Source organism: Thioclava sp. 'Guangxiensis', from assembly GCF_045348365.1.
Lineage (GTDB): Bacteria > Pseudomonadota > Alphaproteobacteria > Rhodobacterales > Rhodobacteraceae > Thioclava > Thioclava kandeliae.
The window spans coordinates 1,475,581-1,497,334 of sequence record NZ_CP155822.1; the positions used below are offsets into that span (position 1 = coordinate 1,475,581).

The 21,754-nt window shown below is 60.7% G+C and carries 22 protein-coding genes; 7 read left to right on the forward strand and 15 right to left on the reverse strand.

Translation table 11 applies throughout. The features are described 5' to 3' along the window. Positions 1 to 3 precede the first annotated feature (3 nt). Together hemF and ABEB22_RS07305 are read left to right on the forward strand one after the other, a co-directional pair. The gene (hemF, locus tag ABEB22_RS07300) at positions 4 to 900 is read left to right on the forward strand and encodes an oxygen-dependent coproporphyrinogen oxidase (RefSeq protein WP_406869955.1); all 897 of its coding nucleotides are present in this window, start codon (positions 4 to 6) and stop codon (positions 898 to 900) included. 117 nt (positions 901 to 1,017) lie between these two features. After that, positions 1,018 to 2,910 (forward strand): DEAD/DEAH box helicase, encoded by a 1,893-nt coding sequence (locus tag ABEB22_RS07305; RefSeq protein WP_406869956.1) that lies wholly within the window; start codon positions 1,018 to 1,020, stop codon positions 2,908 to 2,910. 47 nt (positions 2,911 to 2,957) lie between these two features. Here ABEB22_RS07305 and hrpB read toward each other — a convergent pair whose 3' ends face one another. Together hrpB and ABEB22_RS07315 are read right to left on the reverse strand one after the other, a co-directional pair. After that, a complete protein-coding gene (gene hrpB / locus ABEB22_RS07310; RefSeq protein WP_406869957.1) occupies positions 2,958 to 5,396 on the reverse strand; it encodes an ATP-dependent helicase HrpB in 2,439 nt (812 codons plus the stop codon). A 3-nt stretch (positions 5,397 to 5,399) separates the two neighbouring features. Then, positions 5,400 to 6,125 carry a DUF3108 domain-containing protein gene (locus tag ABEB22_RS07315; RefSeq protein WP_406869958.1) on the reverse strand — a complete coding sequence of 242 codons (726 nt, stop codon included), beginning with the start codon at positions 6,123 to 6,125 and terminating at the stop codon, positions 5,400 to 5,402. A 163-nt stretch (positions 6,126 to 6,288) separates the two neighbouring features. Between ABEB22_RS07315 and meaB the strand changes: the two genes are divergently transcribed. After that, on the forward strand, positions 6,289 to 7,266 hold the full coding sequence (gene meaB, locus ABEB22_RS07320; protein ID WP_339113528.1) for a methylmalonyl Co-A mutase-associated GTPase MeaB: 978 nt from the start codon (positions 6,289 to 6,291) through the stop codon (positions 7,264 to 7,266). A gap of 1 nt (position 7,267) precedes the next feature. On the opposite strand, the gene ABEB22_RS07325 is transcribed toward meaB, so the two are convergent. The 4 genes from ABEB22_RS07325 to ABEB22_RS07340 all read right to left on the reverse strand — a co-directional run bounded on the left by ABEB22_RS07325 (position 7,268) and on the right by ABEB22_RS07340 (position 9,418). Continuing rightward, a complete protein-coding gene (locus tag ABEB22_RS07325; RefSeq protein WP_339113527.1) occupies positions 7,268 to 7,738 on the reverse strand; it encodes a copper chaperone PCu(A)C in 471 nt (156 codons plus the stop codon). A 34-nt stretch (positions 7,739 to 7,772) separates the two neighbouring features. Next, positions 7,773 to 8,129 carry a hypothetical protein gene (locus ABEB22_RS07330; protein WP_339113526.1) on the reverse strand — a complete coding sequence of 119 codons (357 nt, stop codon included), beginning with the start codon at positions 8,127 to 8,129 and terminating at the stop codon, positions 7,773 to 7,775. A gap of 117 nt (positions 8,130 to 8,246) precedes the next feature. Continuing rightward, entirely contained in the window at positions 8,247 to 8,534 is a 288-nt protein-coding gene (gene rpmB / locus ABEB22_RS07335) for a 50S ribosomal protein L28 (protein ID WP_339108997.1), read from the reverse strand. A gap of 167 nt (positions 8,535 to 8,701) precedes the next feature. Further along, complete coding sequence (locus ABEB22_RS07340; protein WP_339113525.1) at positions 8,702 to 9,418, reverse strand: NAD-dependent deacylase; 717 nt, start codon at positions 9,416 to 9,418, stop codon at positions 8,702 to 8,704. A gap of 28 nt (positions 9,419 to 9,446) precedes the next feature. Between ABEB22_RS07340 and ABEB22_RS07345 the strand changes: the two genes are divergently transcribed. Then, complete coding sequence (locus ABEB22_RS07345; protein ID WP_406869959.1) at positions 9,447 to 9,896, forward strand: low molecular weight protein-tyrosine-phosphatase; 450 nt, start codon at positions 9,447 to 9,449, stop codon at positions 9,894 to 9,896. Positions 9,897 to 9,947: 51 nt separating this feature from the next. Here the strand turns inward: ABEB22_RS07345 and ABEB22_RS07350 are convergent, their stop codons facing one another. Together ABEB22_RS07350 and ABEB22_RS07355 are read right to left on the reverse strand one after the other, a co-directional pair. Further along, on the reverse strand, positions 9,948 to 10,259 hold the full coding sequence (locus ABEB22_RS07350; RefSeq protein ID WP_339113523.1) for a hypothetical protein: 312 nt from the start codon (positions 10,257 to 10,259) through the stop codon (positions 9,948 to 9,950). A gap of 127 nt (positions 10,260 to 10,386) precedes the next feature. Continuing rightward, on the reverse strand, positions 10,387 to 10,575 hold the full coding sequence (locus ABEB22_RS07355; RefSeq protein ID WP_339113522.1) for a heavy metal-associated domain-containing protein: 189 nt from the start codon (positions 10,573 to 10,575) through the stop codon (positions 10,387 to 10,389). Between the two features lie 218 nt (positions 10,576 to 10,793). On the opposite strand from ABEB22_RS07355, the gene lepA reads away from it, so the two are divergent. Further along, on the forward strand, positions 10,794 to 12,593 hold the full coding sequence (lepA, locus tag ABEB22_RS07360; RefSeq protein ID WP_339113521.1) for a translation elongation factor 4: 1,800 nt from the start codon (positions 10,794 to 10,796) through the stop codon (positions 12,591 to 12,593). A 68-nt stretch (positions 12,594 to 12,661) separates the two neighbouring features. Here the strand turns inward: lepA and ABEB22_RS07365 are convergent, their stop codons facing one another. Together ABEB22_RS07365 and ABEB22_RS07370 are read right to left on the reverse strand one after the other, a co-directional pair. After that, positions 12,662 to 13,714, reverse strand: coding sequence for a Hint domain-containing protein (locus ABEB22_RS07365; RefSeq protein WP_406869960.1), 1,053 nt, complete (start codon positions 13,712 to 13,714; stop codon positions 12,662 to 12,664). Between the two features lie 378 nt (positions 13,715 to 14,092). Continuing rightward, a complete protein-coding gene (locus tag ABEB22_RS07370) occupies positions 14,093 to 15,013 on the reverse strand; it encodes an AEC family transporter (RefSeq protein WP_339113519.1) in 921 nt (306 codons plus the stop codon). 153 nt (positions 15,014 to 15,166) lie between these two features. Here ABEB22_RS07370 and ABEB22_RS07375 point away from each other — a divergent pair, with 153 nt between their 5' ends. Then, positions 15,167 to 16,279, forward strand: coding sequence for an aminodeoxychorismate synthase component I (locus ABEB22_RS07375; RefSeq protein ID WP_406869961.1), 1,113 nt, complete (start codon positions 15,167 to 15,169; stop codon positions 16,277 to 16,279). After that, positions 16,240 to 16,869, forward strand: a complete 630-nt coding sequence (locus ABEB22_RS07380; protein ID WP_406869962.1) for an aminotransferase class IV — start codon at positions 16,240 to 16,242, stop codon at positions 16,867 to 16,869. Before ABEB22_RS07375 ends, ABEB22_RS07380 begins: the two co-directional genes overlap by 40 nt. Positions 16,870 to 16,890: 21 nt before the next feature. Here ABEB22_RS07380 and ABEB22_RS07385 read toward each other — a convergent pair whose 3' ends face one another. The 5 genes from ABEB22_RS07385 to fliL all read right to left on the reverse strand — a co-directional run bounded on the left by ABEB22_RS07385 (position 16,891) and on the right by fliL (position 21,682). Further along, complete coding sequence (locus ABEB22_RS07385; RefSeq protein ID WP_406869963.1) at positions 16,891 to 19,197, reverse strand: hypothetical protein; 2,307 nt, start codon at positions 19,195 to 19,197, stop codon at positions 16,891 to 16,893. Further along, positions 19,194 to 20,063, reverse strand: coding sequence for a flagellar motor stator protein MotA (gene motA, locus ABEB22_RS07390; protein WP_339113515.1), 870 nt, complete (start codon positions 20,061 to 20,063; stop codon positions 19,194 to 19,196). The genes ABEB22_RS07385 and motA overlap by 4 nt, the downstream gene beginning before the upstream one ends. 63 nt (positions 20,064 to 20,126) lie before the next feature. Beyond that, complete coding sequence (locus tag ABEB22_RS07395; protein WP_339113514.1) at positions 20,127 to 20,747, reverse strand: hypothetical protein; 621 nt, start codon at positions 20,745 to 20,747, stop codon at positions 20,127 to 20,129. Continuing rightward, a complete protein-coding gene (locus ABEB22_RS07400) occupies positions 20,744 to 21,172 on the reverse strand; it encodes a hypothetical protein (protein ID WP_406869964.1) in 429 nt (142 codons plus the stop codon). The genes ABEB22_RS07395 and ABEB22_RS07400 overlap by 4 nt, the downstream gene beginning before the upstream one ends. Positions 21,173 to 21,184: 12 nt before the next feature. Then, positions 21,185 to 21,682, reverse strand: coding sequence for a flagellar basal body-associated protein FliL (gene fliL, locus ABEB22_RS07405; RefSeq protein WP_406869965.1), 498 nt, complete (start codon positions 21,680 to 21,682; stop codon positions 21,185 to 21,187). Positions 21,683 to 21,754 lie beyond the last annotated feature (72 nt).

Below are 21,754 nucleotides of genomic sequence, written 5' to 3' on the forward strand. Positions count from 1 at the left end.
CCCATGACCGACCAGCCCCTATTCGCGGATGAGAAATCCCGCGCCAGCCAGTGGTTTTCCGATTTGCGCGACCAGATTGTTGCGGCCTTCGAGGGGCTTGAGGACAGTCAGGTCACGGGTCCCCATGCCGAAATTCCCGCAGGCCGGTTCGAGGTCACACCCACGGTGCGCACCGGCCCCGAGGGCGAGGATCATGGCGGCGGCAAGATGAGCGTCATGCGCGGGGGGCGTGTGTTCGAGAAGGTCGGGGTAAATATCTCCACGGTCTGGGGCACTCTGGGCGAGCGCGCGCAAAAGGCGATGGCGGCGCGCGGCGTGCCGGGGATGGATCAGGACCCGCGCTTCTGGGCCTCGGGGATCAGCCTTGTGGCGCATATGCAGAACCCGCAGACCCCCGCGGTCCATATGAACACGCGGATGTTCTGGACCCCGGGCGCATGGTGGTTTGGCGGTGGGGCGGACCTCAACCCCTGTATCGAATATGAAGACGACACCGCCGAATTCCACACAGCATTGCAAGCGGCCTGCGATGCGCATGACGAAAGCTACTATCCGCGTTTCAAGGCATGGGCGGACGAGTATTTCTATATCCCGCACCGCAACCGTGCGCGCGGGGTGGGCGGCATCTTCTATGACGATCTGAACACCGGCAACTGGGAGGAGGACTTCGCCTTTACCCAGGATGTGGGTCGTGCCTTCCTCAAGGCATTCCTTCCGGTCACCGAGAAGCGCCGTAACCAGCCTTGGACCGATGCCGACCGCGAGACGCAATTTGTCCATCGCGGGCTTTATGCCGAATATAATCTGGTCTACGATAGGGGCACGAAGTTCGGTCTGGAAACCGGCCACAACCCCGATGCGGTGTTGATGAGCCTTCCGCCGATCGCGAAATGGGTGTGAGCGCATAACCAAGGGCGCAGATTACCCCTATACAGAAGGCCGCAAAGGGCGTATGAGCCGCCCCTTGCGCCGCAGTTGAGTGCGCCCGTTCCATTCCAGACCCGAAAGTCCCCCGCCATGAGCATTGATATCGCCATTCACCCCGCGCTGCAGTCCGCGCTGGAAAAGAAGGGCTACGAAACCCTCACCTCCGTGCAGCATGCGGTGGGTGACCCTGCTCTGGCGGATAAGGACCTTCTTGTGTCGGCGCAGACCGGCTCGGGCAAGACCGTGGCCTTCGGGCTTGCGATGTCGGCCCAGCTTCTGGCCGAGGGTCTGCCCACCCGTGCCGATGTGCCGCGCGCCATCGTCATCGCGCCGACGCGCGAGCTGGCGTTGCAGGTGAAGCGCGAGCTGGAATGGCTCTATGCCGAAGCCGGTATGATCATCGCGGGTGCTGTTGGGGGCATGGATCCGCGCAATGAGCGCCGTCAGCTGGAACGCGGGGCGCATATTGTCGTGGGGACGCCGGGCCGGATCTGCGATCATATCCGCCGTAACGCGCTGGATCTGTCGGAACTGCAGGTCGCGGTTCTGGACGAGGCCGACGAGATGCTGGATCTGGGCTTCCGCGAGGATCTGGAATTCATCCTCAACGAGGCGCCCGAAGAACGCCGCACGCTGATGTTCTCGGCGACCGTCTCGCCCGAGATCGAGCGTCTGGCCGGCACCTTCCAGAAAGATGCGCAGCGCATCTCGACCATCGACCGCAAGGCCCAGCACAGCGATATCGAATATCGCGCGCTGGTGGTGGACCGCTCGGACCGCGAGAATGCCATCGTCAACCTGCTGCGTTTCTATGAGGCGCATAACGCGATCGTCTTCTGTGGCACCCGCGCGATGGTGACCCATCTGACCACGAAGCTGCTGAACCGTGGCTTTGCCGTGGTGGCGCTCTCGGGCGAACTGAGCCAGGAAGAGCGTTCGCGTGCGCTGCAGATGATGCGCGATGGCCGTGCCCGCGTCTGTATCGCCACGGACGTGGCCGCACGCGGTATCGACCTTCCGGGCCTCGAGCTGGTGATCCATGCCGACCTGCCGCAGAACAAGGAAGCGCTGCTGCACCGTTCGGGCCGGACCGGTCGTGCGGGGTCGAAAGGCGTGTCTGCGCTGGTCGTGCCGATCAATATCAAGGCCAAGGCAGAGCGCCTCCTGAAATTCGCCAACCTCACCGCCGATTGGGCGCCCGCGCCTTCGGCCGAGGAAGTGCAGGAGCGTGACAGCGCCCGCATGATGGAAATGCCCAGCCTTACCGACCTGATCGAAGCGGACGAGAATGACGCCGTTCAGGCGCTGGCCGCGCGTTTCGACAAGGTTCAGCTGGCCGCCGCCGTTGTGCGCGCCTTCCGTGCCGGTCGTTCGGCGCCCGAGGATATCACGCCGATCAGCGTGGACGGGCCGAAGCCGCGTGCAAAGGTCGAGTTTGAGCGCTCGACATGGATGCGTCTGTCGATGGGCCGTGACAGCGGCACCGATCCGAAATGGCTGCTGCCGATGCTTTGCCGCGCGGGTGATCTGACCCGCCGTGACATCGGAGCGATCCGCATCATGAACGACCATACTTTCGTGCAGATCCATGCCGATGCCGCCGACCGTTTCCTGCAATCGGTGGGCCCCGAGCGCTCGCTCGAGGATAAATGCGGTGTGGATGTGCTGGACAAAGCGCCTGAGGGACTCGACCGTCCGAACCCGCGTCCCGCCAAATGGGACAAGAAACCCGGTGGCCCGCGCCGTCATTCCGAGGGTCGCGATTTTGGCGACCGTGGAGACCGCGAGTTCAAGAAGCCGCATCGCAAAGGGGATTCGGACGATGGTGCGCCGCGCAAATCCTTCAAGAGCCGCGACGAGTTCGGCGAGGGAAAACCTGCGAAATTCGGTAAACCCGCCGCAGGCAAGTCTTTCAAGGACAAGCCGAATCCCAAGGATAAGGGCAAACCGAAAGCCAAATATGGCAAGCCCGGCAAGAAGTAACTAAAAAAGGCGGTCTCGCGGGGCCGCCTTTTCCATTGGGGGGAGGTCTACTGGGAACGGGGTTTGGCGCGCAATGTTGGGTCGGCCTCGCGCGGGTTTTCGGGCCACGGATGTTTGGGGTAGCGCCCGCGCATATCCTTGCGCACATCGGCATAGGAGCCGTCCCAGAAGCCCGGAATATCCATCGTTACCTGAATGGCCTTATGGCCGGGCGAGAGGAGCGTCACGCGTAACGGCAGGCGTTTGGGACCGATGCTGGGATGGGCCGTCACACCGAACATCTCCTGCAAGCGGATCTCGATAGCGGGGTGCTCTCCGCTATAATCGATGGGCACGCGCCGCCCCAAAGGCGTTTCGAAATGCGCAGGGGCCAAGCGGTCCACCAGCTTTAGCTGCTCCCAGTCGAGGCTTGCGCGCAGCGCGTCGGTGATATCCATCCGGCGGAGGTCGGCTTCGGTGCGCTTGCCACCCAGATAGGGCAGAAGCCAGTCCCCGGCGCGCGCCATCAGCGCATCGTCATCGAAGGCGGGCAGATCCGCGCCTTCCTCGTGCAGAAGCTGCACACGGGCGCGGAAGCGTCGCGCGGCATCGGAAAATGGCAGCCCGATCTGGCGGATGCCGTCCAGCGCCCCGCGGGCCAGCGCTTCGCGCGGGGCGTCCTTCCAGATCCGGTCATCGAGCACCAGCGCGCCGAAACGCTCCTGCTTGCGCGCCACCACGCGGCCCTCGCGGCGCGACCACTCGCAGACATCCACCCAATCGATCTGCGCGCCGAACAGCCCGCGGATCTGGGCTTCGGAAATCTGGGTGCCCTGGCGCAGCATGGCCTCGCGCGGGTCACCATTGGTATCAGTAGCCACGATCAGGCGGGCGGTGGCCAGCGGGTCCGTATCGGCGATCTGCACGCCCTTGCCACCCGAGAGCACATAGCGCGGCTGATCGCCCGCGCGGCGCAGGCCCACACGGTCGGGATAGGCAAGTGCGGCCATCTCGGCGGGCTCGAGCGGGGTAGTATGATCGACCATCTTCGCCAGTCGGCGGGCCTCCTGCCGGATGCGGTCCACCGTGCCACGATGGGGCTGCCACGGATGATCGGCGGCAAAGTCACGCGGTTTCTGGACCGCTTTCAGGCGTAGCGTCAGCTCGGCGGGGGCCCCGCGCAGAGGGTCGCGCTCGGCCAGCAGGGCGGCCAGATCGGCGGCGCTTTTTCCGGCCTTCAGTAGCATATGCCCGAGGCGGGGATGGAGTGGCAGGCGGGCGAGCGCCTGACCATGCGGCGTCAGGCTGGTGCCATCGAGCGCGCCCAGATTTTTCAGCAGGGCGCGCGCCTCGGCCAATGCGGGCGCGGGGGGCGGCGTGAGAAAAGCCAGATCCGACCCGTCGCTGCCCCATTGCGCCAGTTCCAGCGCGAGACCCGACAGATCGGCCACCTCGATTTCGGCAGGCGGGAAGGCGGGCAGCGCGCCCTCGGCGCCTTTGGTCCAGAGCCGGTAACAGATGCCCTCGGCCACACGGCCCGCGCGTCCGCGACGCTGCTCGGCTTCGGCGCGACTGACAGGCTCGGTCACCAGACGCGCCATGCCCGATCCCGCGTCAAAGCGCATCCGGCGCGCGCGACCGCCATCGATCACCACACGCACATCCTGGATGGTCAGCGAGGTCTCGGCAATCGAGGTTGCCAGAACCAGTTTGCGGCCCGTTCTGGCAGGCTCGATGGCCGCGCGTTGGGCGGCAAATTCCATCGCGCCAAAGAGCGGACGGATGGTCATATCGGCGGGCAGGCGGCCGGCCAGCAGCGCCTCGACGCGGCGGATCTCGCCCTCGCCCGGAAGGAAGGCGAGAATGCTGCCCGTGGTCTCGGTGGCGGCCTGCTCGATCAGGCCCGCAAGTGCGGGTTCAAACCGCATCGTGCGGTCCACGGGACGGTCGAGCCAGCGGGTCTCCACCGGAAACGCGCGGCCTTCCGACACCACCACCGGCGCATCATCGAGCATCGCCGCTACCGGCCCCGCGTCAAGCGTGGCGGACATCACCACAATGGCGAGATCGTCGCGCAGCGCGCCACGCACCTCCCAGACCAAGGCCAGCCCCAGATCGGCATTGAGCGAGCGCTCGTGGAATTCGTCGAAGATCACGCAGCCCACGCCCGAGAGCTCGGGGTCGGACTGGATCATGCGGGTCAGGATGCCCTCGGTGACCACTTCGATACGGGTTGCTTTCGAGACTTTCGCCTCGCCACGGATGCGGTAGCCCACGGTCTGGCCCACCGGCTCGCCCAATGTGTCGGCCATGCGCTCGGCGGCGGCACGGGCGGCCAGACGGCGCGGCTCCAGCATCAGGATACGACCGCGGATCTGGTCCATCAGGGCCAGAGGCACGCGGGTGGTCTTGCCCGCGCCGGGCGGCGCCATCAGGACGGCGCGGCCATCGCGGGCGATCGCGGCGCATAACTCGGGCAGGACGGTATCGATAGGAAGGGTCGTCAAAACTCAGCGCCGTATCAGGCGGCCTTCGCCATAGATCGTATCGGTGGCAATCTGGCTGACCTCCAGACGGCCCTTGGCGGTGGGACTATAGGTCAGGGTGAAAGGGAAGACCGATTTCTTGGACATATCCGATTTGGAGAAGCCCGACAGGCGGCGGTATTCGCCGGTGCAGATCACGTTCTTCCCCTGTTTCTGCGGCGCGTTCAGTTTGACCTGCGAGCGGCGGGAGCCGTCGAAGATCTGCTCGGAGCGGTTGCAGGCCTCGTCTGCGGGAACCGAGCGCAGGACCGAATAGAGTGCGGTCAGCGGATCGACGGTGCCATGCTGCTGCGTCGGGTCCAGATCGGTGCTGCGCGGCTTGCGCGGCGGTTCCTGACTGACCGAGATCGGCGTGCCGCGGTTATAGACCATCGTCGAGACACGGTCCCGGTCCGGCGTATCGGCTTGCTCGACATAGCGGGTAGGTGTGAAACGCTGGCCGGTGATGTAGCCATTCGCGGTCGCATCAAAACGCACCTTGCGGATGAAGCCCAAGAGCCCTGTGGTCTGCAGCGTCCCGTTGGCGCCATAGCCATTGCCCTCGATTTTGCCATTAATCAGCAATTCGCCCGCCTTGATACCCTTCAGCTCGACATCAAAGGTGATCTGGTCGCTCTGATCCGCACGCGCGGCATATCCGGTGGCGATCTGCCCCAATGCCAGCGCACCGGCCAGAACGATCTTGTGCATAACCCCTGCTCTCATGACGGTCCTTTCGTCGTGACGAAACCTGAAGCTCTTCAGGCTATGGGCTGGACATATACCTTTTGGCCGAGGCAAGAAATAGGAAGCGTTTCACAGATACTCACTCTTTTACGCTAGGTTGCAAGGATTGGCCGATAGGGGGAGAACCATGCGCAATACTGCCGATGATCTGGCGCGCGGCATTCTGGCCGGAGAAAGACGGGCTCTGGCGCGGGGTATCACGCTGATTGAATCGCAGCGTCCCGATCACCGTGCCGAAGCCTTGCGCTTATTGGATCTGCTGGCGGGCAGGGGGCATGCCCTGCGGGTCGGATTGTCGGGCACGCCGGGTGTGGGAAAATCGACCTTTATCGAGAGCTTCGGGCTGATGCTGACAGGGCAGGGCAAGAAAGTTGCCGTGCTGGCCGTCGATCCGTCCTCGGCGCGCTCGGGCGGCTCGATCCTTGGCGACAAAACGCGGATGGACTTGCTGTCGCGTGACCCCAAGGCGTTTATCCGGCCCTCGCCGTCGCAGGCGCATCTGGGCGGGGTCGCGCGGCGCACCCGCGAGGCGATCCTGCTCTGCGAGGCGGCGGGGTTCGATCTGATCCTGATCGAAACGGTGGGCGTCGGCCAGTCCGAGACACTGGTGGCCGATATGGTCGATCTGTTCGTTCTTCTGATGGCGCCTGCGGGAGGGGACGAGCTGCAGGGGGTGAAGCGGGGCATCATGGAAATGGCCGATATCCTTCTGGTCAACAAGGCTGACGGCGACCTGAAGATGACGGCGCTGCGCACGGTGGCCGATTATGCAGGTGCGCTCAGGCTGTTGCGCAAACGTCCGCAGGACCCGGAGGGGTTCCCCAAGGCGATGGCGGTGTCGGCGTTGGAGGAGGTGGGCCTCGAGACCGCATGGGACGAGATCCGCGCCTTGGCCGGTTGGCGCGAGGCCGAGGGGCATTTTGCCGCCCGCCGTGCCGAGCAGGCGCGTCACTGGTTCGAGGCAGAGGTGCGCGAGGGGCTTTTGGCGCGATTGCGCAATGATCCGGTGATCCGCGAGCGGATGGCCGCTCTGGGGGACGAAGTGGCGGCAGGGGGCACTGCGCCGGCGGTGGCCGCCGCCGCAATGCTCGAGATCCTGCGCTAGGTCAGTTGTGGCTCATGCTGCCGTGGCTCTGACCGGTCGGGCCTTCGCCCATCGTCACCTGCAGATCGACGGTCACGGGGGCGGCGTGTTCGAAATCGAGCGTAAGCTGGATATGCTCGCCCTCTTCCAGCGGTTCGGTCAAGCCCATGAACATCACATGATCGCCCCCACGCGCCAGTGCATGCGCGCCATGAGCAGGGATCGCAAAGCCCTCGGGGACGTGCAGCATCTCCATCATGCCGTTGGCATCGGCCTGATGGGTATGCAACTCGGTGCGCTCTGCGATGGTGGAGCTGACACCGACAAGACGGTCGGCCTCACCGGAAGTGTTCTCGATCGTCATGAAGGCGGCGCCGGATTTGGCGACGGGAGAAGAGATGCGCATATAGGCATCATGAACGGTGATGCCCTCGGCAAAGGCGGGCAGGCCAAGAATGAGGGTCGTGGCGGCCAGAAGGGTCGAGCGGATCATGGTGTGTCTCCTGTAAAGATCGCATTTCAAAGGGTTATGCGGCGGTCTCAGGAGGATCGCGGGCCTTCGGGAGAATGATGGCAAGGCCGCCCTCGACAGGGAGGGGGGACGTGGCATCGAGCCGGTGCATGCCGTCCGGGCGGTGCAGCACAGGCGGGGTGACGCCGAGCGAGGCCAGCAGACCCAGCGCCATATCGGGACAGATCTTCACATGACGAATCGGTGTGCCACCGGCATCGACCGTCACCGTGACCAGCCCCTGACCGCTACAGAGCACGATCTGTCCGGCCGCGCGGGTCTGACCGCGCGCGGAGGCGAATTCGAGACTGGTGAGCGCGAAGACTGTCACCAGAAGTATCGTCACAAAGGGCAAAAGCCGGAGCGTCTTCATATCCGGCGTCATAGCCTGCCGCGCGGGCCGGACCAAATGATTTCGATCAGGAAGCGCCGTAAAGAAAAAACCCCGCGCCGGAGGCACGGGGTTCGAAATCTGTCAGGATCGCGGGGATCAGGCTGCTGCCTGTGCCTTCACGATGGCCTTTTTGATTTTCAGAGCGTTGACCGAGAGGTCCGCGTCTTTTGCCTTGGCAAGGAATGCGTCCAGACCACCGCGGTGATCGACCGAACGCAGGCCATGCGCCGAAACGCGCAGTTTGAAGCTCTGGCCGAGGGTCTCGGAGATCAGGCTTACATCATTGAGGTTCGGCAGGAAGCGGCGACGCGACTTGTTGTTCGCGTGGCTTACAGTGTTGCCCGTCATCGGGCCTTTGCCGGTTAGTTCGCAAACGCGCGACATGGCATCATCCTTTGTTTCCACATGGGCGAAGATCGCCCGTTTTCGCAACATATGAAGGCGCCGCAAGCGCAGCGCCCAGAATTCTGTCCGCGGGAGATACGAGTAAACGCAGCGCAGGTCAAGCGATTCATCTGGCAATAGCGCAGCGATATGCAGGTTTTTGCACGCTATGCTTGGGTCAGCTGCTCTTTTACCCACTCCGGCACAAGCGTCGTGGCTGGTCCGTGGCGGCATTCGTCGAATCTGGAGGTGCCGGTGGAGGGGTCGAGATTGAGTTCCAGTGTGGCCACGCCCGCCCGCGCGGCGTCCTGCACGAAGCCCGCCGCCGGATAGACATTGCCCGACGTGCCGATCGACACGAACAGCTCGGCGGCGCGCAGCGCGGTCCAGATCTCGTCCATCCGGTAGGGGATCTCGCCGAACCAGACGATATCGGGGCGCGTTGCCATCTGGCCGCATTCGGGGCAGGGATCGGAAGCGCGCATGATCTCGGGGGCTGGCCAGCGTGACTTGCAGGCATGACAGATCGCGCCATAGAGGCTGCCATGCATATGGATTACGTTCCGCGCGCCGCCACGTTCGTGCAGGTCATCGACATTCTGGGTGACGATCAGCACTTCGAAGCGCGGATCGGCCTCCAGTTGGGCCAGTGCGATATGGGCAGGGTTGGGCTGCGCTCCCGTCGAGACGGCGCGGCGCTTGTTGTAGAAATCAAGCACCAGATCGGGATCGGCCTCGAAGCCCTCGGGGGTCGCGACATCCTCTATGCGGTGCTCCTCCCACAGCCCGTCCTCGGCGCGAAAGGTGCGGATGCCGCTTTCGGCAGAGATACCGGCCCCTGTCAGAATAACGATCTTGCGGGGCGCGCGCGCGGGCTTGGCCATGGCTCTCTCCTGCTTTAAGCTCTTCTCCATGCGTATCCTTTTTCTCTGCCTAGGCAATATCTGCCGTTCGCCCGCCGCCGAAGGTGTGTTCCGTGATCTGGCCCGCAAGGCGGGGCTGGAGGTGGTGACCGATTCGGCAGGGACGGGGAGCTGGCATGCCGGCGAGCCGCCCTATGGTCCGATGCAGAAAGCGGCAAGGGCGCGCGGCTATGATCTGTCGGATCTGCGGGCGCGGCAACTGACGCGGGATGATTTCGGGCGATTCGATCTGATTCTGGCGATGGACCGGCAAAATCTGGCGGATGCGCAAAGGCTGGCACCGGTTTCTGGCGGAGCAGAGATCCGGCTGTTCCTGCCGGATGATCTGGCGGGGGGCGAGGTGCCCGATCCTTATTATACGCGGGACTTCGACGGTGTTCTGGATCTGATCGAAAGAGGGGTGCGCCGCACTCTTGCCGAGCTGAGCGCCCCGGACTGAGGGCGCCCGCGTTATGAAAAAGGGCCGGAAACCCCGGCCCGATCATCGGGATCAGTTGCTGCAGTAACCTTCTGCGGCGGATACGAAATTCTTGTAGCGCGCCCAGAAATCCTCATCCGAGGGACGATCCGAGCTGCGCACGATCTGTGCCTGATCGGGATCGGTGAAGAACTTGGCGGCGCGGCGTTGGTCGCGATTGCTGAGCGTGATATCTGCGACCTGCTGGATACAACGGCACAGGCCCGTATCGGTGGTGCGCCCCCCTTGCTGACAGGCGTTTTCCAGCGCGCCAGCCTGCGCGGTGGTGCCTAGGCTCAGGCTTAGGGTGACCGCTGCCGCTGCGGTCAGAATGATCGTCTTCATGCTCTGCCTCGATATGGTTTGCTCGGTTCTTATGGACGCTGCACGCGTATCTTTATTTTAGCAAGATGGTTAACAAACTATGAAGCTCGCCTCAAAGCAGAGTTGCCCCTCTCGCTGGATCGTGAAGTTACTCGATCACTTCCGCCGGATAGCCTGCGCCTTTGAGGGCGGCCAGAACGGTCTCAGGGGGCAGGCCGGTGACCTCGACCTCCTTGTCTTCCAGAAAGACCTCTGCCTTGCCGCCAACCTCTTCGATGGCGTTCTCGACCGAGGCCTTGCAATGCTTGCAGGTCATATTGGGGACGGACAGGATCATGGGAACCTCCTTGGGGATGCTTCCTCTAACTTGCGCGGGCAGAGACAAAGGTCAATGTGCGGCTATGAACGCCAGCGGCATATTTTTGCGCTCGGCGCGCTTCGGGCAGGCTTGCCAAGCCACGATCTTCACGCCATAGCAGGCTTTCTGCGGTAGCTTAGGGCCTGCCGTGTGAATTTCTCTTCCCGCAACGTCGAAACCTATATATATCGCGCGCCATGACCGATCTCGACCGCATTCGCAATTTCTCCATCGTGGCGCATATCGACCACGGTAAATCGACACTCGCCGACCGGCTGATTCAGCTCACCGGGACGGTGGCCGAACGTGACATGAAGGCGCAACTTCTTGATGCGATGGATATCGAGCGCGAGCGCGGTATTACGATCAAGGCGAACTCTGTCCGGATCGAGTATCCCGCAAAGGATGGTAAGACCTACATCCTGAACCTGATCGACACCCCCGGCCACGTCGACTTCGCTTACGAGGTCTCGCGCTCCATGCAGGCTGTGGAAGGATCGCTTCTGGTGGTCGATGCCAGCCAAGGCGTCGAGGCGCAGACACTGGCCAATGTCTATCAGGCCATCGATGCCGACCACGAGATCGTGCCTGTTCTCAACAAGATCGACCTCCCTGCCGCCGAACCCGAGCGGGTGAAGGAAAATATCGAGGATGTCATCGGCATCGATGCGTCCGATGCTGTGGAAATCTCGGCCAAGACGGGCCTTGGCATTCCCGATGTGCTGGAAGCCATTGTCCACCGTCTGCCCGCCCCCAAGGGCGATCGCGATGCGCCGCTGAAAGCCATGCTGGTCGATAGCTGGTATGACAGCTATCTGGGCGTTGTCGTTCTGATCCGCGTCATGGATGGCGTCGTCAAAAAGGGCGACCAGATCAAGATGATGAAGACGGGCGCCACCTACAAGCTGGACCGTCTTTCCGTGCTCAAGCCGCAGATGGTCGATATTGCCGAGCTGGGGCCGGGTGAGATCGGGGTGTTCACCGCCTCGATCAAACAGGTGCGTGACACGAAAGTGGGCGACACCATCACCCATGACAAAAAGCCCTGTGCACAGGCGCTTCCGGGCTTCAAGCCGTCCATTCCGGTGGTCTTCTGTGGCCTCTTCCCCGTTGATGCCGCCGATTTCGAGGCGCTGCGCGATGCGATCGAGAAGCTGCAGCTGAATGATGCGTCCTTCTCGGCCGAGATGGAAACCTCGGCTGCCCTCGGTTTCGGCTTCCGTTGCGGCTTCTTGGGGCTTCTGCATCTCGAGGTGATCCGCGACCGTCTGGAGCGCGAATACGATCTCGATCTGATCACCACCGCACCGAGCGTTGTGTTCAAGCTGCATATGAAGGACGGCGAGGTCATCGACCTGCATAACCCCGCCGATATGCCGGATCTGACCTATGTCGACCATATCGAGGAGCCGCGGATCAAGGCCACGATCATGGTGCCCGACGAGTATCTGGGCGATGTGCTCAAGCTCTGTCAGGATCGTCGTGGCATCCAGATGGATCTGACCTATGCCGGTCAGCGGGCGATGGCGGTCTATGACCTGCCGCTCTCTGAGGTCGTCTTCGACTTCTATGACCGCCTGAAATCGGTAACCAAAGGCTATGCGTCCTTCGATTATTCGCTGATCGGCTACCGCGAGGACTTCCTTGTGAAAATGTCGATCCTGGTGAATGACGAGCCGGTGGATGCGCTCTCGATCATGGTGCATCGTGACCGCGCCGAGGCGCGTGGCCGTGCCATGTGCGAGAAGCTGAAGGACCTGATTCCGCGTCACATGTTCAAGATCCCGATTCAGGCGGCCATCGGTGCCCGTGTGATCGCGCGCGAGACGCTTTCGGCGATGCGCAAGGACGTGACCGCCAAATGTTATGGCGGGGACGCGACGCGGAAGAAGAAACTGCTCGAGAAGCAGAAGGCCGGTAAGAAGAAGATGCGGCAGTTCGGTAAGGTCGAAATCCCTCAATCCGCCTTCATCGCCGCGCTCAAGATGGATGACTGAACCACAGAAGATATACGAAAAGGCCCCCGGAGGGGCCTTTTCTTTTGCCGTGAGTGGCATCCTGTGTATCAGGCGAGCTCCTGCGCCAGCACGCGCCCCTGATAGGCTTTGAGGCTCTGGCGTGCCAAGGCCGGCACCTCGCCAAGCGGTAGCTCGGGAAAGAGCGATAGGACTTCGTCGCGTTGTAGCGCGTCCAGCGTATCGAGACCTGTTTCGCCCACGAAGAAACTTTCCGAGGGGAAATCTTCCGCAAAAACGATCTGATGGCATCCGAACAGGATATGGAAATACTCGACCGAGCCGCCCTGCCTTATCCGGATCGAGCAATCATTCTGCAGATGGGTCGCGGCCACGAGAATCTCGGGTTCGCCAAAGAGCAGTTCTGCCTGCCAGCCGCTGATCAGCATCCGGTGCTGTTGCGACACTTCCAGAATGCGGCTGTTTCCCAGAGCGCCCTCTTCGATGCGGATGGGGGCGAATGTGCCTCTCGCATTGACCTTTCGGTGTCCGATCCAAGCGATAGGCTGCAGCCCGTCATCTGCGGTCTGGACGAGGTCACCGACACGCAGCGTCTCGACGGGACGTTTGCCAGCTATAGTATCGATCAGAGTGCCACGCGTGAAGCAGACCGGAAGATCGAAAGAGCCACCTGCATCGAAATCGACAGTGAGCAGAGCGTTTTTCTCGACATATTCCGTCAGGCTGGTGACGCGGAGCACCCTCAGGACCGTGGCGAGACGAGGGATACCGGCTTCAAGCTGTGACACCAGACCATCAAGAAGAGAGGCTTGGTCGCCGTTCGGATAGTAGATATAGGTCGTGCCGTCGACGTCCCAAGCTTCGAATTCGACGGAGGTGCCGACATCGAGATCCAGCCCGAAAACAGAGAGATTCAGGCTGACACCCGATGTGATCGTGCCCGATCCGATATAGGTAGCCTCTGCACCGTTCCATGTGCCGGTTTCGCCAACATCCCAGTCGCGCCCGTTGTCGGTATCCTCAACGGTCAATGTTCCGCCGGACGTGTCGGAGAAATCGCTCAGGATGAGGTTGTTCTGGATGCCGAGCAGGCTGCCATTATAGGTCTGGACGTTATCGAGCTCTTTTGTACGCGTTGTCATGAGGGGGTTCCAATCGCGAAACACTCATCAACCAAGCACCGGATACAGGTTTATGTGCCCCGCAAAGCAACATGCCTGCGGGATGGGTGGGGGCGGTGAAATGAAAGAGGCTCTACCCCGGGGCGGGGCGTCGCTAATTGGAAGGTTGCCCAGAGGGCGAGAAAGGCATTAACAGTTTTAATTTCGACAACAAACGTTGATCTTTCAATTTTTAAGTGTGCCGATCCCAATTTTACGTTTCGTCACAACGCAGAAAATGCGCAATAACCTGCTCACTTCTATTGGTTAACCTAACGAAAGTTATAATTTATTTATCTTTTATGCCGGTAGAACAGATTGGTTTTCTGAGGGCGATTCTCCCTTGGGTTGCTTCGGTGCCTAGCGAAGCAAGTAGAGTAGGGTCGAGAGTGTCACGAAGGACAGAGCCGTTGCCGTGATAAGGGCTGTTGCGGCCACATCCTCGCGACGGAAGCGGATGCCGAAGAGCATATAGACAGACATCATCGGCAGCGAGGCATTGACGATCGCCGCGATCTGTAGATCACCGGGCATCCCCGAAAGAAGCAGGATCATCAGCCCCACCCACAGCGGGTGGAGGATCAGCTTGCACAGGGTAATACGCACGACGCCCCAGCGGAAGGTGCGTAAAGACAGCTCCGCCACCGCCCCGCCGACCGTCAGCAGCGCCACAGGAGCCGCCACTGGTGTCATCAGCCCGATGGCATCCAGCGCGATCTGTGGCAGACCCAGACCGGTGGCCTTCCATATGAGCCCCGCCACCGCGCCCACAAGAAGCGGGTTGGTCAGGACCCCGAAGATCAGTTTGCGCAGTTTCGGCCATGTCAGCCCACTCTCCGCCTCGATGATGCTTACAGCGAGGGGGATCATGATCAGGTTCTCGACCAGCAGTGCCATCGCGAAAATGTCGAAGGCAATCGCGGGGCCGGAGACCAGCGTCACGATGGGCAGCCCGAAGAAGGCCGAGTTCGAGCAGGAGCATCCCATGGCCTCGAAGGCCCTGACGCCATGATCCTTGCCCGCCATCCACGCCATGCCATAGGCGCTCGCATAGCTGAGCAGCGACCCCCCGACATAGGCGGCAAACAGCATCGGATGCAGCGCGGTATCATGCTGTCCCGCGCCCACCGCCGCAAAAACGACAAGCGGCAGGAAAAACCGGATGACAAGCCGCCCCGCTCCGCGCAGATCAGCCGGCGCGATATACCGGATCCTGATCAGCACGAATCCGACGGCGATGAGCAGGTAGATCGGGAGGATGAGGCGGATAATGTCGAACATGATGAGCTGTCTTATCTATTTCACCCTTGATAGCACGGGCTATCGGAGCTGCAACGGGATTGAAAAGCCGGTTTGGGCGGTGAAATGTCGGTTTCAGCCTTGACCCATGCGCCGAAGATGCGAAGTAGGCACGAGACGCGGCAGGAAAGTCCGATGAAGGTTTTGTTCGATCACGGTCCGCTCGGGGCCCATACCTGTTTTGCGAACCCCGTCGAGGTTCTATGCGCCAACCGCCCCGAAGAGGTCGCGCCGGTCCTTGCACGGATCGAGGCATTGCAGGCCGAGGGCTACTGGTTGGCGGGCATGATGTCCTATGAGTTGGGCTATTGTTTCTCCGATAAGCTTCTGCCGCTTCTGCCCGAAACCAGACGCGATCCGTTGATTGCCTTCGCCGCCTATCACACGCCGACGGTCACACCGCCCTTGCGGGGAGCGGCCGAGCTTACCGAGTTGGTGCCGCGCTGGTCGCAGGGCGATCATGGTGCAGCCTTCTCCCGCTTGGCCGAGTATATCCGCGCGGGCGATTGCTATCAGGTCAATCTGACCTTCCCGGTGACGGGCAGGCTGACAGGGCGGCCCGAAGCGCTCTATGCGCAAATGGCACAGCAGACGCCCCTGACCTATGGCGCTTTCGTCGATTTCGGTGGAGTGCATTTCGTATCGCGGTCGCCGGAACTGTTTTTCGAGGTCGATCCGGCGCGCAATATCCGGACGCGCCCGATGAAGGGCACGCGTCCGCGCGGCGAGGATCATCAGGGCGATCAGGCGCAGATCGCGGATCTGCGTGGGTCGGAGAAAGACCGCGCGGAAAATCTGATGATCGTCGATCTCCTGCGCAACGATCTTTCCCGTGTTTCATGTCTGGGCAGTGTGAAAGTGCCCGACCTCTTTACCGTCGAGACCTATCCGACGGTGCATCAGATGGTCTCCACCGTCGAGGCCCGTTTGCAGCCCGGGGCCGGTTTCAGCCAGATTGTCGAGGCGCTCTTTCCCTGCGGTTCCATTACCGGCGCGCCCAAGATCCGCGCCATGCAGATCATTCGCGAACTCGAGCCTTGGGCGCGGGGGCTGTATTGCGGGACCATCGGCTGGATCGGACCGCAGGGGAATATGGCCTTCAACGTGGCGATCCGCACTTTGCGATGCGAGGCAGGGGCAGTTACGCTGAATGTCGGAGGCGGGATCGTCTATGATAGCCGTGCCGAGGCCGAATATGAGGAGGCCCTATGGAAAAGTCGCTACGCCGGACCTGTCCTCCGGACCTGAAGGTCATCGAGACATTCCGCGTCGAGGGCGGGGTAGCCATCCGGCTGGATCTGCATCTGGATCGGTTGAAGCGCACCTGTCTTTCGCTCGGTATCACGCTGGATCGCGGGAGAGTGCAGCAGTGCTTGCAAAAGCTGCCTGCGACAGGGGCCTATCGCGTGCGTTTGACCGTCGGGATCGAGGGCGTGGTTGATCTACAATGCGTGGCGCTCGGCCCGGCGATGCCGGAATGGAATGTGGCGGTTGCGCAGCCGCGTCTGTCATCGGGCGATCCGTGGCTGCAGATAAAGACAACCCAACGCGCTCTTTATGACGAGACACGCAAAACATTGCCGCGAGGCGTTGATGAGTGGATTTTTCTCAACGAGCGTGACGAGGTGTGCGAAGGCACCATCACGAATATCTTCGTCGAGCGGTCGGAGGTGTTTCTAACTCCACCGACCGTTTCGGGGCTGTTACCCGGAGTGCTGCGCGAGAGCCTGCTAGTCAAAGGGCGTGCCCGAGAACAGGTGCTTCGGCTTGAGGATCTGCAAGACGGTTTCTGGCTCGGCAACTCGCTTCGCGGCCTTATTCCGGCGAAGCTCGTCTAGCCGCGCCGAAGCTCGCCTGTCTCAGCGCGCATTCAGACTTTCGAGAAGGTTGTTGAGGGCATCACGCTCTTCGGCACTGCGATCCAGAAGACGCTGCGCATTGGAAAGTTCGCCCTGAGGGGCTGCCTCCGAGGTGGACCCTGTAAGCCCGAAGGCCTGTACGAAAGCCTTTTCGGGCTCGGAGCCCGAAGTCGCGAGTGTTTCCCAATCCTGCCGTCGTAACGCATTGTCGGGGCCTGCGTCAGAAAGTTGCGGAACTCCGCCGCCTTCGTTCAGGGTATCCCCGCCAAGGAAGTAATTTTGGGCTTGCAGGCGTATTTGTTGGGCTTCTTCCGTATCGATTCCATCAACATAAGTCATGGCGGCAGGGCCATCATGTTCCAGTAGAGCAGCTTTTGCCATAAGAATACGCGATGGATCCGATAACGGGCGCTCGTTCTCGAGTAACGTCTGGACGCTATCGGGCAGGCCGAGATCGACGAGGCGCCCGGCCATGTGCTGATGATCGTCCAGTGTGAGATTCGCAGCCTCTATCTCTGGTTTATGCTGGAAGAAGAAGATCAGCATTTCCTTGTCATCAAGCTCGCGGATGGCGCGCTGCAGGATCTCTTCTTCGGTTTTTTTCTTCATCTCAGGTTGCTGATCTTCCGGCCAACGCGCAAGGGTCAACATTGCGCCGTTCCAGTCGTCACGGCTGGCTCGGCCCAAGGCGTCTGCACGTAACAGCTTTGCGCCATCCTCAGAGGGCAACAGTTCGATCGCGAGCGCTGAAGCGTTCTCCAGAACAAGCTCGTCCATAGCGTGATGGTCGCGGAACGCGGCTTCCGCGATCATGAGAGTTGCGTCCACAGAGTCATCATTGTCACGCTCGACGACAGGCTTCAGCCTCTGCTCTAGAGCATTTGCCGTTTCACGCTCGCTATCGATAGTTGCGTCAAGCATAACGGCTTGCAAACTCTTGTTTTCTTCGCCGCGCCCCAGTGAGAAACGGACGGTTTCCGCTTCACCGGGATAGCCGAGGGCAATAAGTTTGTTTGCGAGCGGAACGCCTAGCGACCGCCGCAGAGAAATAGGCAGGTCGGAATAGGTGCGCTGGATGGCTTTCATGTTGATTTCGAGCGGATCGGAGGTGTTCTGTCCCAGCAAGGCCCAAAAAGCCACTGAACCGTCGCAGGTGCTCATCGAGAGAAGAGGGTTGTTCTGGGCTACCGGCTTTCCGTCGACGATCCCCGCCATCAGGTGGATCACGTTCTGAGCGTCGTTATCGACCGAAAAATTCTCGACGATTGCCTCTGCTTCTGCGCCAAATCCGAGTGCGATATAAATCTGTGCCAGTCGCAATGCGACAGTCTCGTCGGGCTTGTCGAACTCGCCTATCAGAGAACGTCTCAGGTTCGAGATCAGAGCAAAGGGGTCACCTTCCTCGGACCATTCGCGGAGCGCGAAGCTGGAATTGGGTGCGCAACGCTTATCTCCTAAGGCATCGTCGAACGCGCTTTGCAACGATCCTGCGTCGCGGTCGATTACCGTCTCGGAATGAATCGCAATATGCTCATTTTGCCGCGTTGGTTCTGGAGCCGGCGCCTCTGCGGGCGCCGCCATCGGTTCCGGCGGCGGCGCCTGCGGCATTTCGAGTTTGATCAACCCTTGTGAAGCGGCACGACTAAGCTGCTTCAGAAGCTGCTCTTCAGCTTCCGAGACACGATCATCGTCGTCGTTGAGCAACTGATCTAGCGCCAGGGCATTTTCTACCGATGTGTCTGCTTGGGGGGTAGCTTCTTCTTGAGCTGGCGCAGTGAGGGCAGAGTTCGCTTTGCCGAGGGAAAGCTGGTCGGAAAGGCGCCAGTAAACCGCCGGATCGGAAAGCGCGATAGCCGTAGACGTTGGAGGCGTACTGGCCACTCGAGGGCTTGAAGGGTTGATTTCTATTTGAGGCGGGGAGGCTGGTGCCCGCGCAGACGGTTGTGGGGCCATCGATTTCCTCGCATCGACAACAACTTCACCGGATGCCAACTCGAAGGCGGTCAGTTCGATATCGTCTGGGGTCTGGATATCCAGGCTGGATGAGCCATTAACGGGATAGAGATCGTTAATGCGTGTACGGGGAATAAAGTAGAATACGTTATCCAGATTGTACTCAATTTCCGGCCTGTTGACCGAAAAAGAATAACCGTTCTCGTTCTGCTCGAGTGACCAGTCAACTTTATCGCGGAACAGAAAAACTAGGCGCGTAAAATCTGGATGCTCTCCCGATTGAACGGTTACGGTCTGGGCCGTGGTGACCGTTGCTATCGTGGTAAATATCGCGCCGACAAAAAGATGCCTCATGCTGCCTCCGACTTGACGGATTTAAGCGCTTCTTCCAGTGCCGAAAAACTCGGGCGAATATGGTGAGGAGTATTCTGGCGCCCGACTTCGATGCAGATATTGGTCGCGTGGTTATGCAAATTTGCCACAAGGACTTCTCGGATCAACTTGTAGAAATGGGAATCCTCATCGACAACAGCCTTGATGCGCGACGCAAAGGGACCGATGAACCCATAGGCCAAAAAGACGCCGAGGAAGGTTCCGACCAGCGCCCCACCGATCATCTTGCCGAGCACTTCGGGCGGCTGGTCGATGGAGCCCATCGTCTTGATAACGCCGAGCACAGCAGCCACAATCCCGAGCGCGGGCATTGCGTCAGCGACGTTCTGGATCGCATGACTGGAATGCATTGCGTGATGGTAATTGGCTTCGAGCTGCTTCTCGAGAACCTCTTCGACCTGATGGGGGTCGTCATAGTTCATAGAGGCCGAGCGCAGCGTGTCGCAGATCATTTCGACGGCTTCGTGGTCATGGAGAATCTTCGGATATTTCCCAAAAATCGAAGAGTTCTCGGGGTCTTCGATATGTTCTTCGATGGCCACGGGGTTTTGCCGCTGCAGGCGGATCAACTCGAACAGCAGACAGAGAAGATCCCGATAATCATCAGGCTTCCATTTCGGCCCCTTGAAGACTTTCCCGATGTCCTTCAGCGCGTGTTTGATAGACGCCATGTCATTTGACAGGATAAAGGCCCCGACGGCCGCGCCCCCGATCATAATCATCTCAAAGGGGAGTGATTTCAGGATAATTCCCATCTTGCCACCGGCTGCTACATAGCCGCCAAATACCATGGCGAAGATGATCACGATTCCCACTATGCCAATCATCGTCCGTCTCCATTGTTACGATGCAAGCATCGCAAAGGACGTTTAAAAAACTACTGACGCGCTTTACCTTTTTGGGGCGTTCGCGTTCCGACCTGCCATCAATACGCTGATCGTATAGGCGGTGTCCGGGGACAGACCTGCCATAATCGATGCAGCCGCGGCGGGTTGCATGCGCCCGAGGAAGCCTGCCGCAAATTCCGGCGCCATGGTCTCGAATAGAGGAACGGCTTGTTTCGGCTTCATATTTTCATAGAGCGTCACAAGTCGAGTTACATCGTCCTCGGCACCGCGATCCGCAATCTGGACAGTTTTGGCGAGCTCTTCCTCGGCGGTTTTCATTTCTTCGATGCGCTGCCTCAGCCGATCTTCTGCGACGCTGATCGCTGTGGCACGGTTGGCCAGAAGGGCTTCGCGTTCATCAAGCTTGCCGGAGCGGGCATTCACCTCGGATAGAAGCGCCATGACGCCTTCTTCTGTCGTGCAGGTTGGAGAGGTCACAGCGTTGGTGAGATCTGCGGCCTTCGCAAATGCCGTGTCTGCACCTGCCGCAATACGGATCGCGGCCGAGCCTGCGAGGAGCGTTGCGATGATCATCAGCGTATTGCGCGCCGGTCTGCGCGGGGTGGCTTTGGGCTTTCGCGCCGCTTGCGGTTTGCGAGCGTCTTTCTTTTCGGTCGCGCTCATTCCGCGGCCTCCATGTTGTCACGGTTACGGCGCCGTACGACGCGCGGGCGCTTCGGGGCATTGGCCTCTTCGGTCATCACGGGTTCCAGGGGAACCGTAGGAGCGGGACGCGGTTCGGGAGTTGTGTCCTGAGGGACAGGCTCCGGAAGATCATGCAGCGAGGCGAGCATGATCTCCAGTTTCTCCGCGCCGATCTCCGCGCGTTTCGTGAGCGTCCGCAGCTGCTCCGCCGAGGTATTTGCTGTGCTTTGCGCCTTTTCCAGAGCCTTGGTCAGTTCATCGACCTGAGCGGATAGAACGGCAATCGCGCCGCCCATTCCGCTTTCAAGCTGATTGAACTTCTTGAGGCGGCGCGACAGGACAATACAGTAGACGGCAGCACCCAGAGCGCCAGCGATCAGCAGGATATTAGAGATAAGTTCCATGGTCTGCATTCCTCAGTTCAGCACAAATTCGATGATAAGCAGATCATTCACACGGCCCTCGCCGGTGACGATCTGGATGCGCCGCAACATCTGTGCGCGAAGCTTGATGAGTGCGGTGCGGTCCTCAAGCTCGCTCAGATCTACAGCGCGCAGATAACCGTTCAGCACATCCATGACGCGCGGCCGCAGCTTCTCGACATCGGCCTGATACGCCGTCGGGACTTCAAGCTCGGCGCTGAAGCGTAGATGGCGCGAGGCAGAATCGCTAAGCGAGATCACCATCGGATCGAGTTTGATAAAGGAAATATCCGGCAGATCCGCCGGTTTTGGAACCTCTTCGGCATGTGGATCCTCTGCCGCCGGAGGGGCGAGAATCATGCCGGAATAAAGTGTGAAGAAACTGCCGCCGCCAAAGACGAGCATCAGCACGAGGCCGATAATTAGCGGAAGTTTCGACTTTTTCTTCGGCTCTTCTGAGCCTTCTATCTGATCTGCTGTTGCTTCTGCCATGGGATCATTCCGATTACTTCGTTGAAACCGTAATAAACCCAGACCCACTAACCGATTGTTAAGGGCGATCGG

Bases quoted from the DNA above. Each gene is read 5' to 3' on its own strand.
- hemF (WP_406869955.1), top strand. From the start codon at position 4: ATGACCGACCAGCCCCTATTCGCGGATGAGAAATCCCGCGCCAGCCAG.
- ABEB22_RS07305 (WP_406869956.1), top strand. From the start codon at position 1,018: ATGAGCATTGATATCGCCATTCACCCCGCGCTGCAGTCCGCGCTGGAA.
- ABEB22_RS07315 (WP_406869958.1), bottom strand. From the start codon at position 6,125: ATGCACAAGATCGTTCTGGCCGGTGCGCTGGCATTGGGGCAGATCGCC.
- meaB (WP_339113528.1), top strand. From the start codon at position 6,289: ATGCGCAATACTGCCGATGATCTGGCGCGCGGCATTCTGGCCGGAGAA.
- ABEB22_RS07325 (WP_339113527.1), bottom strand. From the start codon at position 7,738: ATGATCCGCTCGACCCTTCTGGCCGCCACGACCCTCATTCTTGGCCTG.
- ABEB22_RS07330 (WP_339113526.1), bottom strand. From the start codon at position 8,129: ATGAAGACGCTCCGGCTTTTGCCCTTTGTGACGATACTTCTGGTGACA.
- rpmB (WP_339108997.1), bottom strand. From the start codon at position 8,534: ATGTCGCGCGTTTGCGAACTAACCGGCAAAGGCCCGATGACGGGCAAC.
- ABEB22_RS07340 (WP_339113525.1), bottom strand. From the start codon at position 9,418: ATGGCCAAGCCCGCGCGCGCGCCCCGCAAGATCGTTATTCTGACAGGG.
- ABEB22_RS07345 (WP_406869959.1), top strand. From the start codon at position 9,447: ATGCGTATCCTTTTTCTCTGCCTAGGCAATATCTGCCGTTCGCCCGCC.
- ABEB22_RS07350 (WP_339113523.1), bottom strand. From the start codon at position 10,259: ATGAAGACGATCATTCTGACCGCAGCGGCAGCGGTCACCCTAAGCCTG.
- ABEB22_RS07355 (WP_339113522.1), bottom strand. From the start codon at position 10,575: ATGATCCTGTCCGTCCCCAATATGACCTGCAAGCATTGCAAGGCCTCG.
- lepA (WP_339113521.1), top strand. From the start codon at position 10,794: ATGACCGATCTCGACCGCATTCGCAATTTCTCCATCGTGGCGCATATC.
- ABEB22_RS07365 (WP_406869960.1), bottom strand. From the start codon at position 13,714: ATGACAACGCGTACAAAAGAGCTCGATAACGTCCAGACCTATAATGGC.
- ABEB22_RS07370 (WP_339113519.1), bottom strand. From the start codon at position 15,013: ATGTTCGACATTATCCGCCTCATCCTCCCGATCTACCTGCTCATCGCC.
- ABEB22_RS07375 (WP_406869961.1), top strand. From the start codon at position 15,167: ATGAAGGTTTTGTTCGATCACGGTCCGCTCGGGGCCCATACCTGTTTT.
- ABEB22_RS07380 (WP_406869962.1), top strand. From the start codon at position 16,240: ATGGAAAAGTCGCTACGCCGGACCTGTCCTCCGGACCTGAAGGTCATC.
- ABEB22_RS07385 (WP_406869963.1), bottom strand. From the start codon at position 19,197: ATGAGGCATCTTTTTGTCGGCGCGATATTTACCACGATAGCAACGGTC.
- motA (WP_339113515.1), bottom strand. From the start codon at position 20,063: ATGATTGGCATAGTGGGAATCGTGATCATCTTCGCCATGGTATTTGGC.
- ABEB22_RS07395 (WP_339113514.1), bottom strand. From the start codon at position 20,747: ATGAGCGCGACCGAAAAGAAAGACGCTCGCAAACCGCAAGCGGCGCGA.
- ABEB22_RS07400 (WP_406869964.1), bottom strand. From the start codon at position 21,172: ATGGAACTTATCTCTAATATCCTGCTGATCGCTGGCGCTCTGGGTGCT.
- fliL (WP_406869965.1), bottom strand. From the start codon at position 21,682: ATGGCAGAAGCAACAGCAGATCAGATAGAAGGCTCAGAAGAGCCGAAG.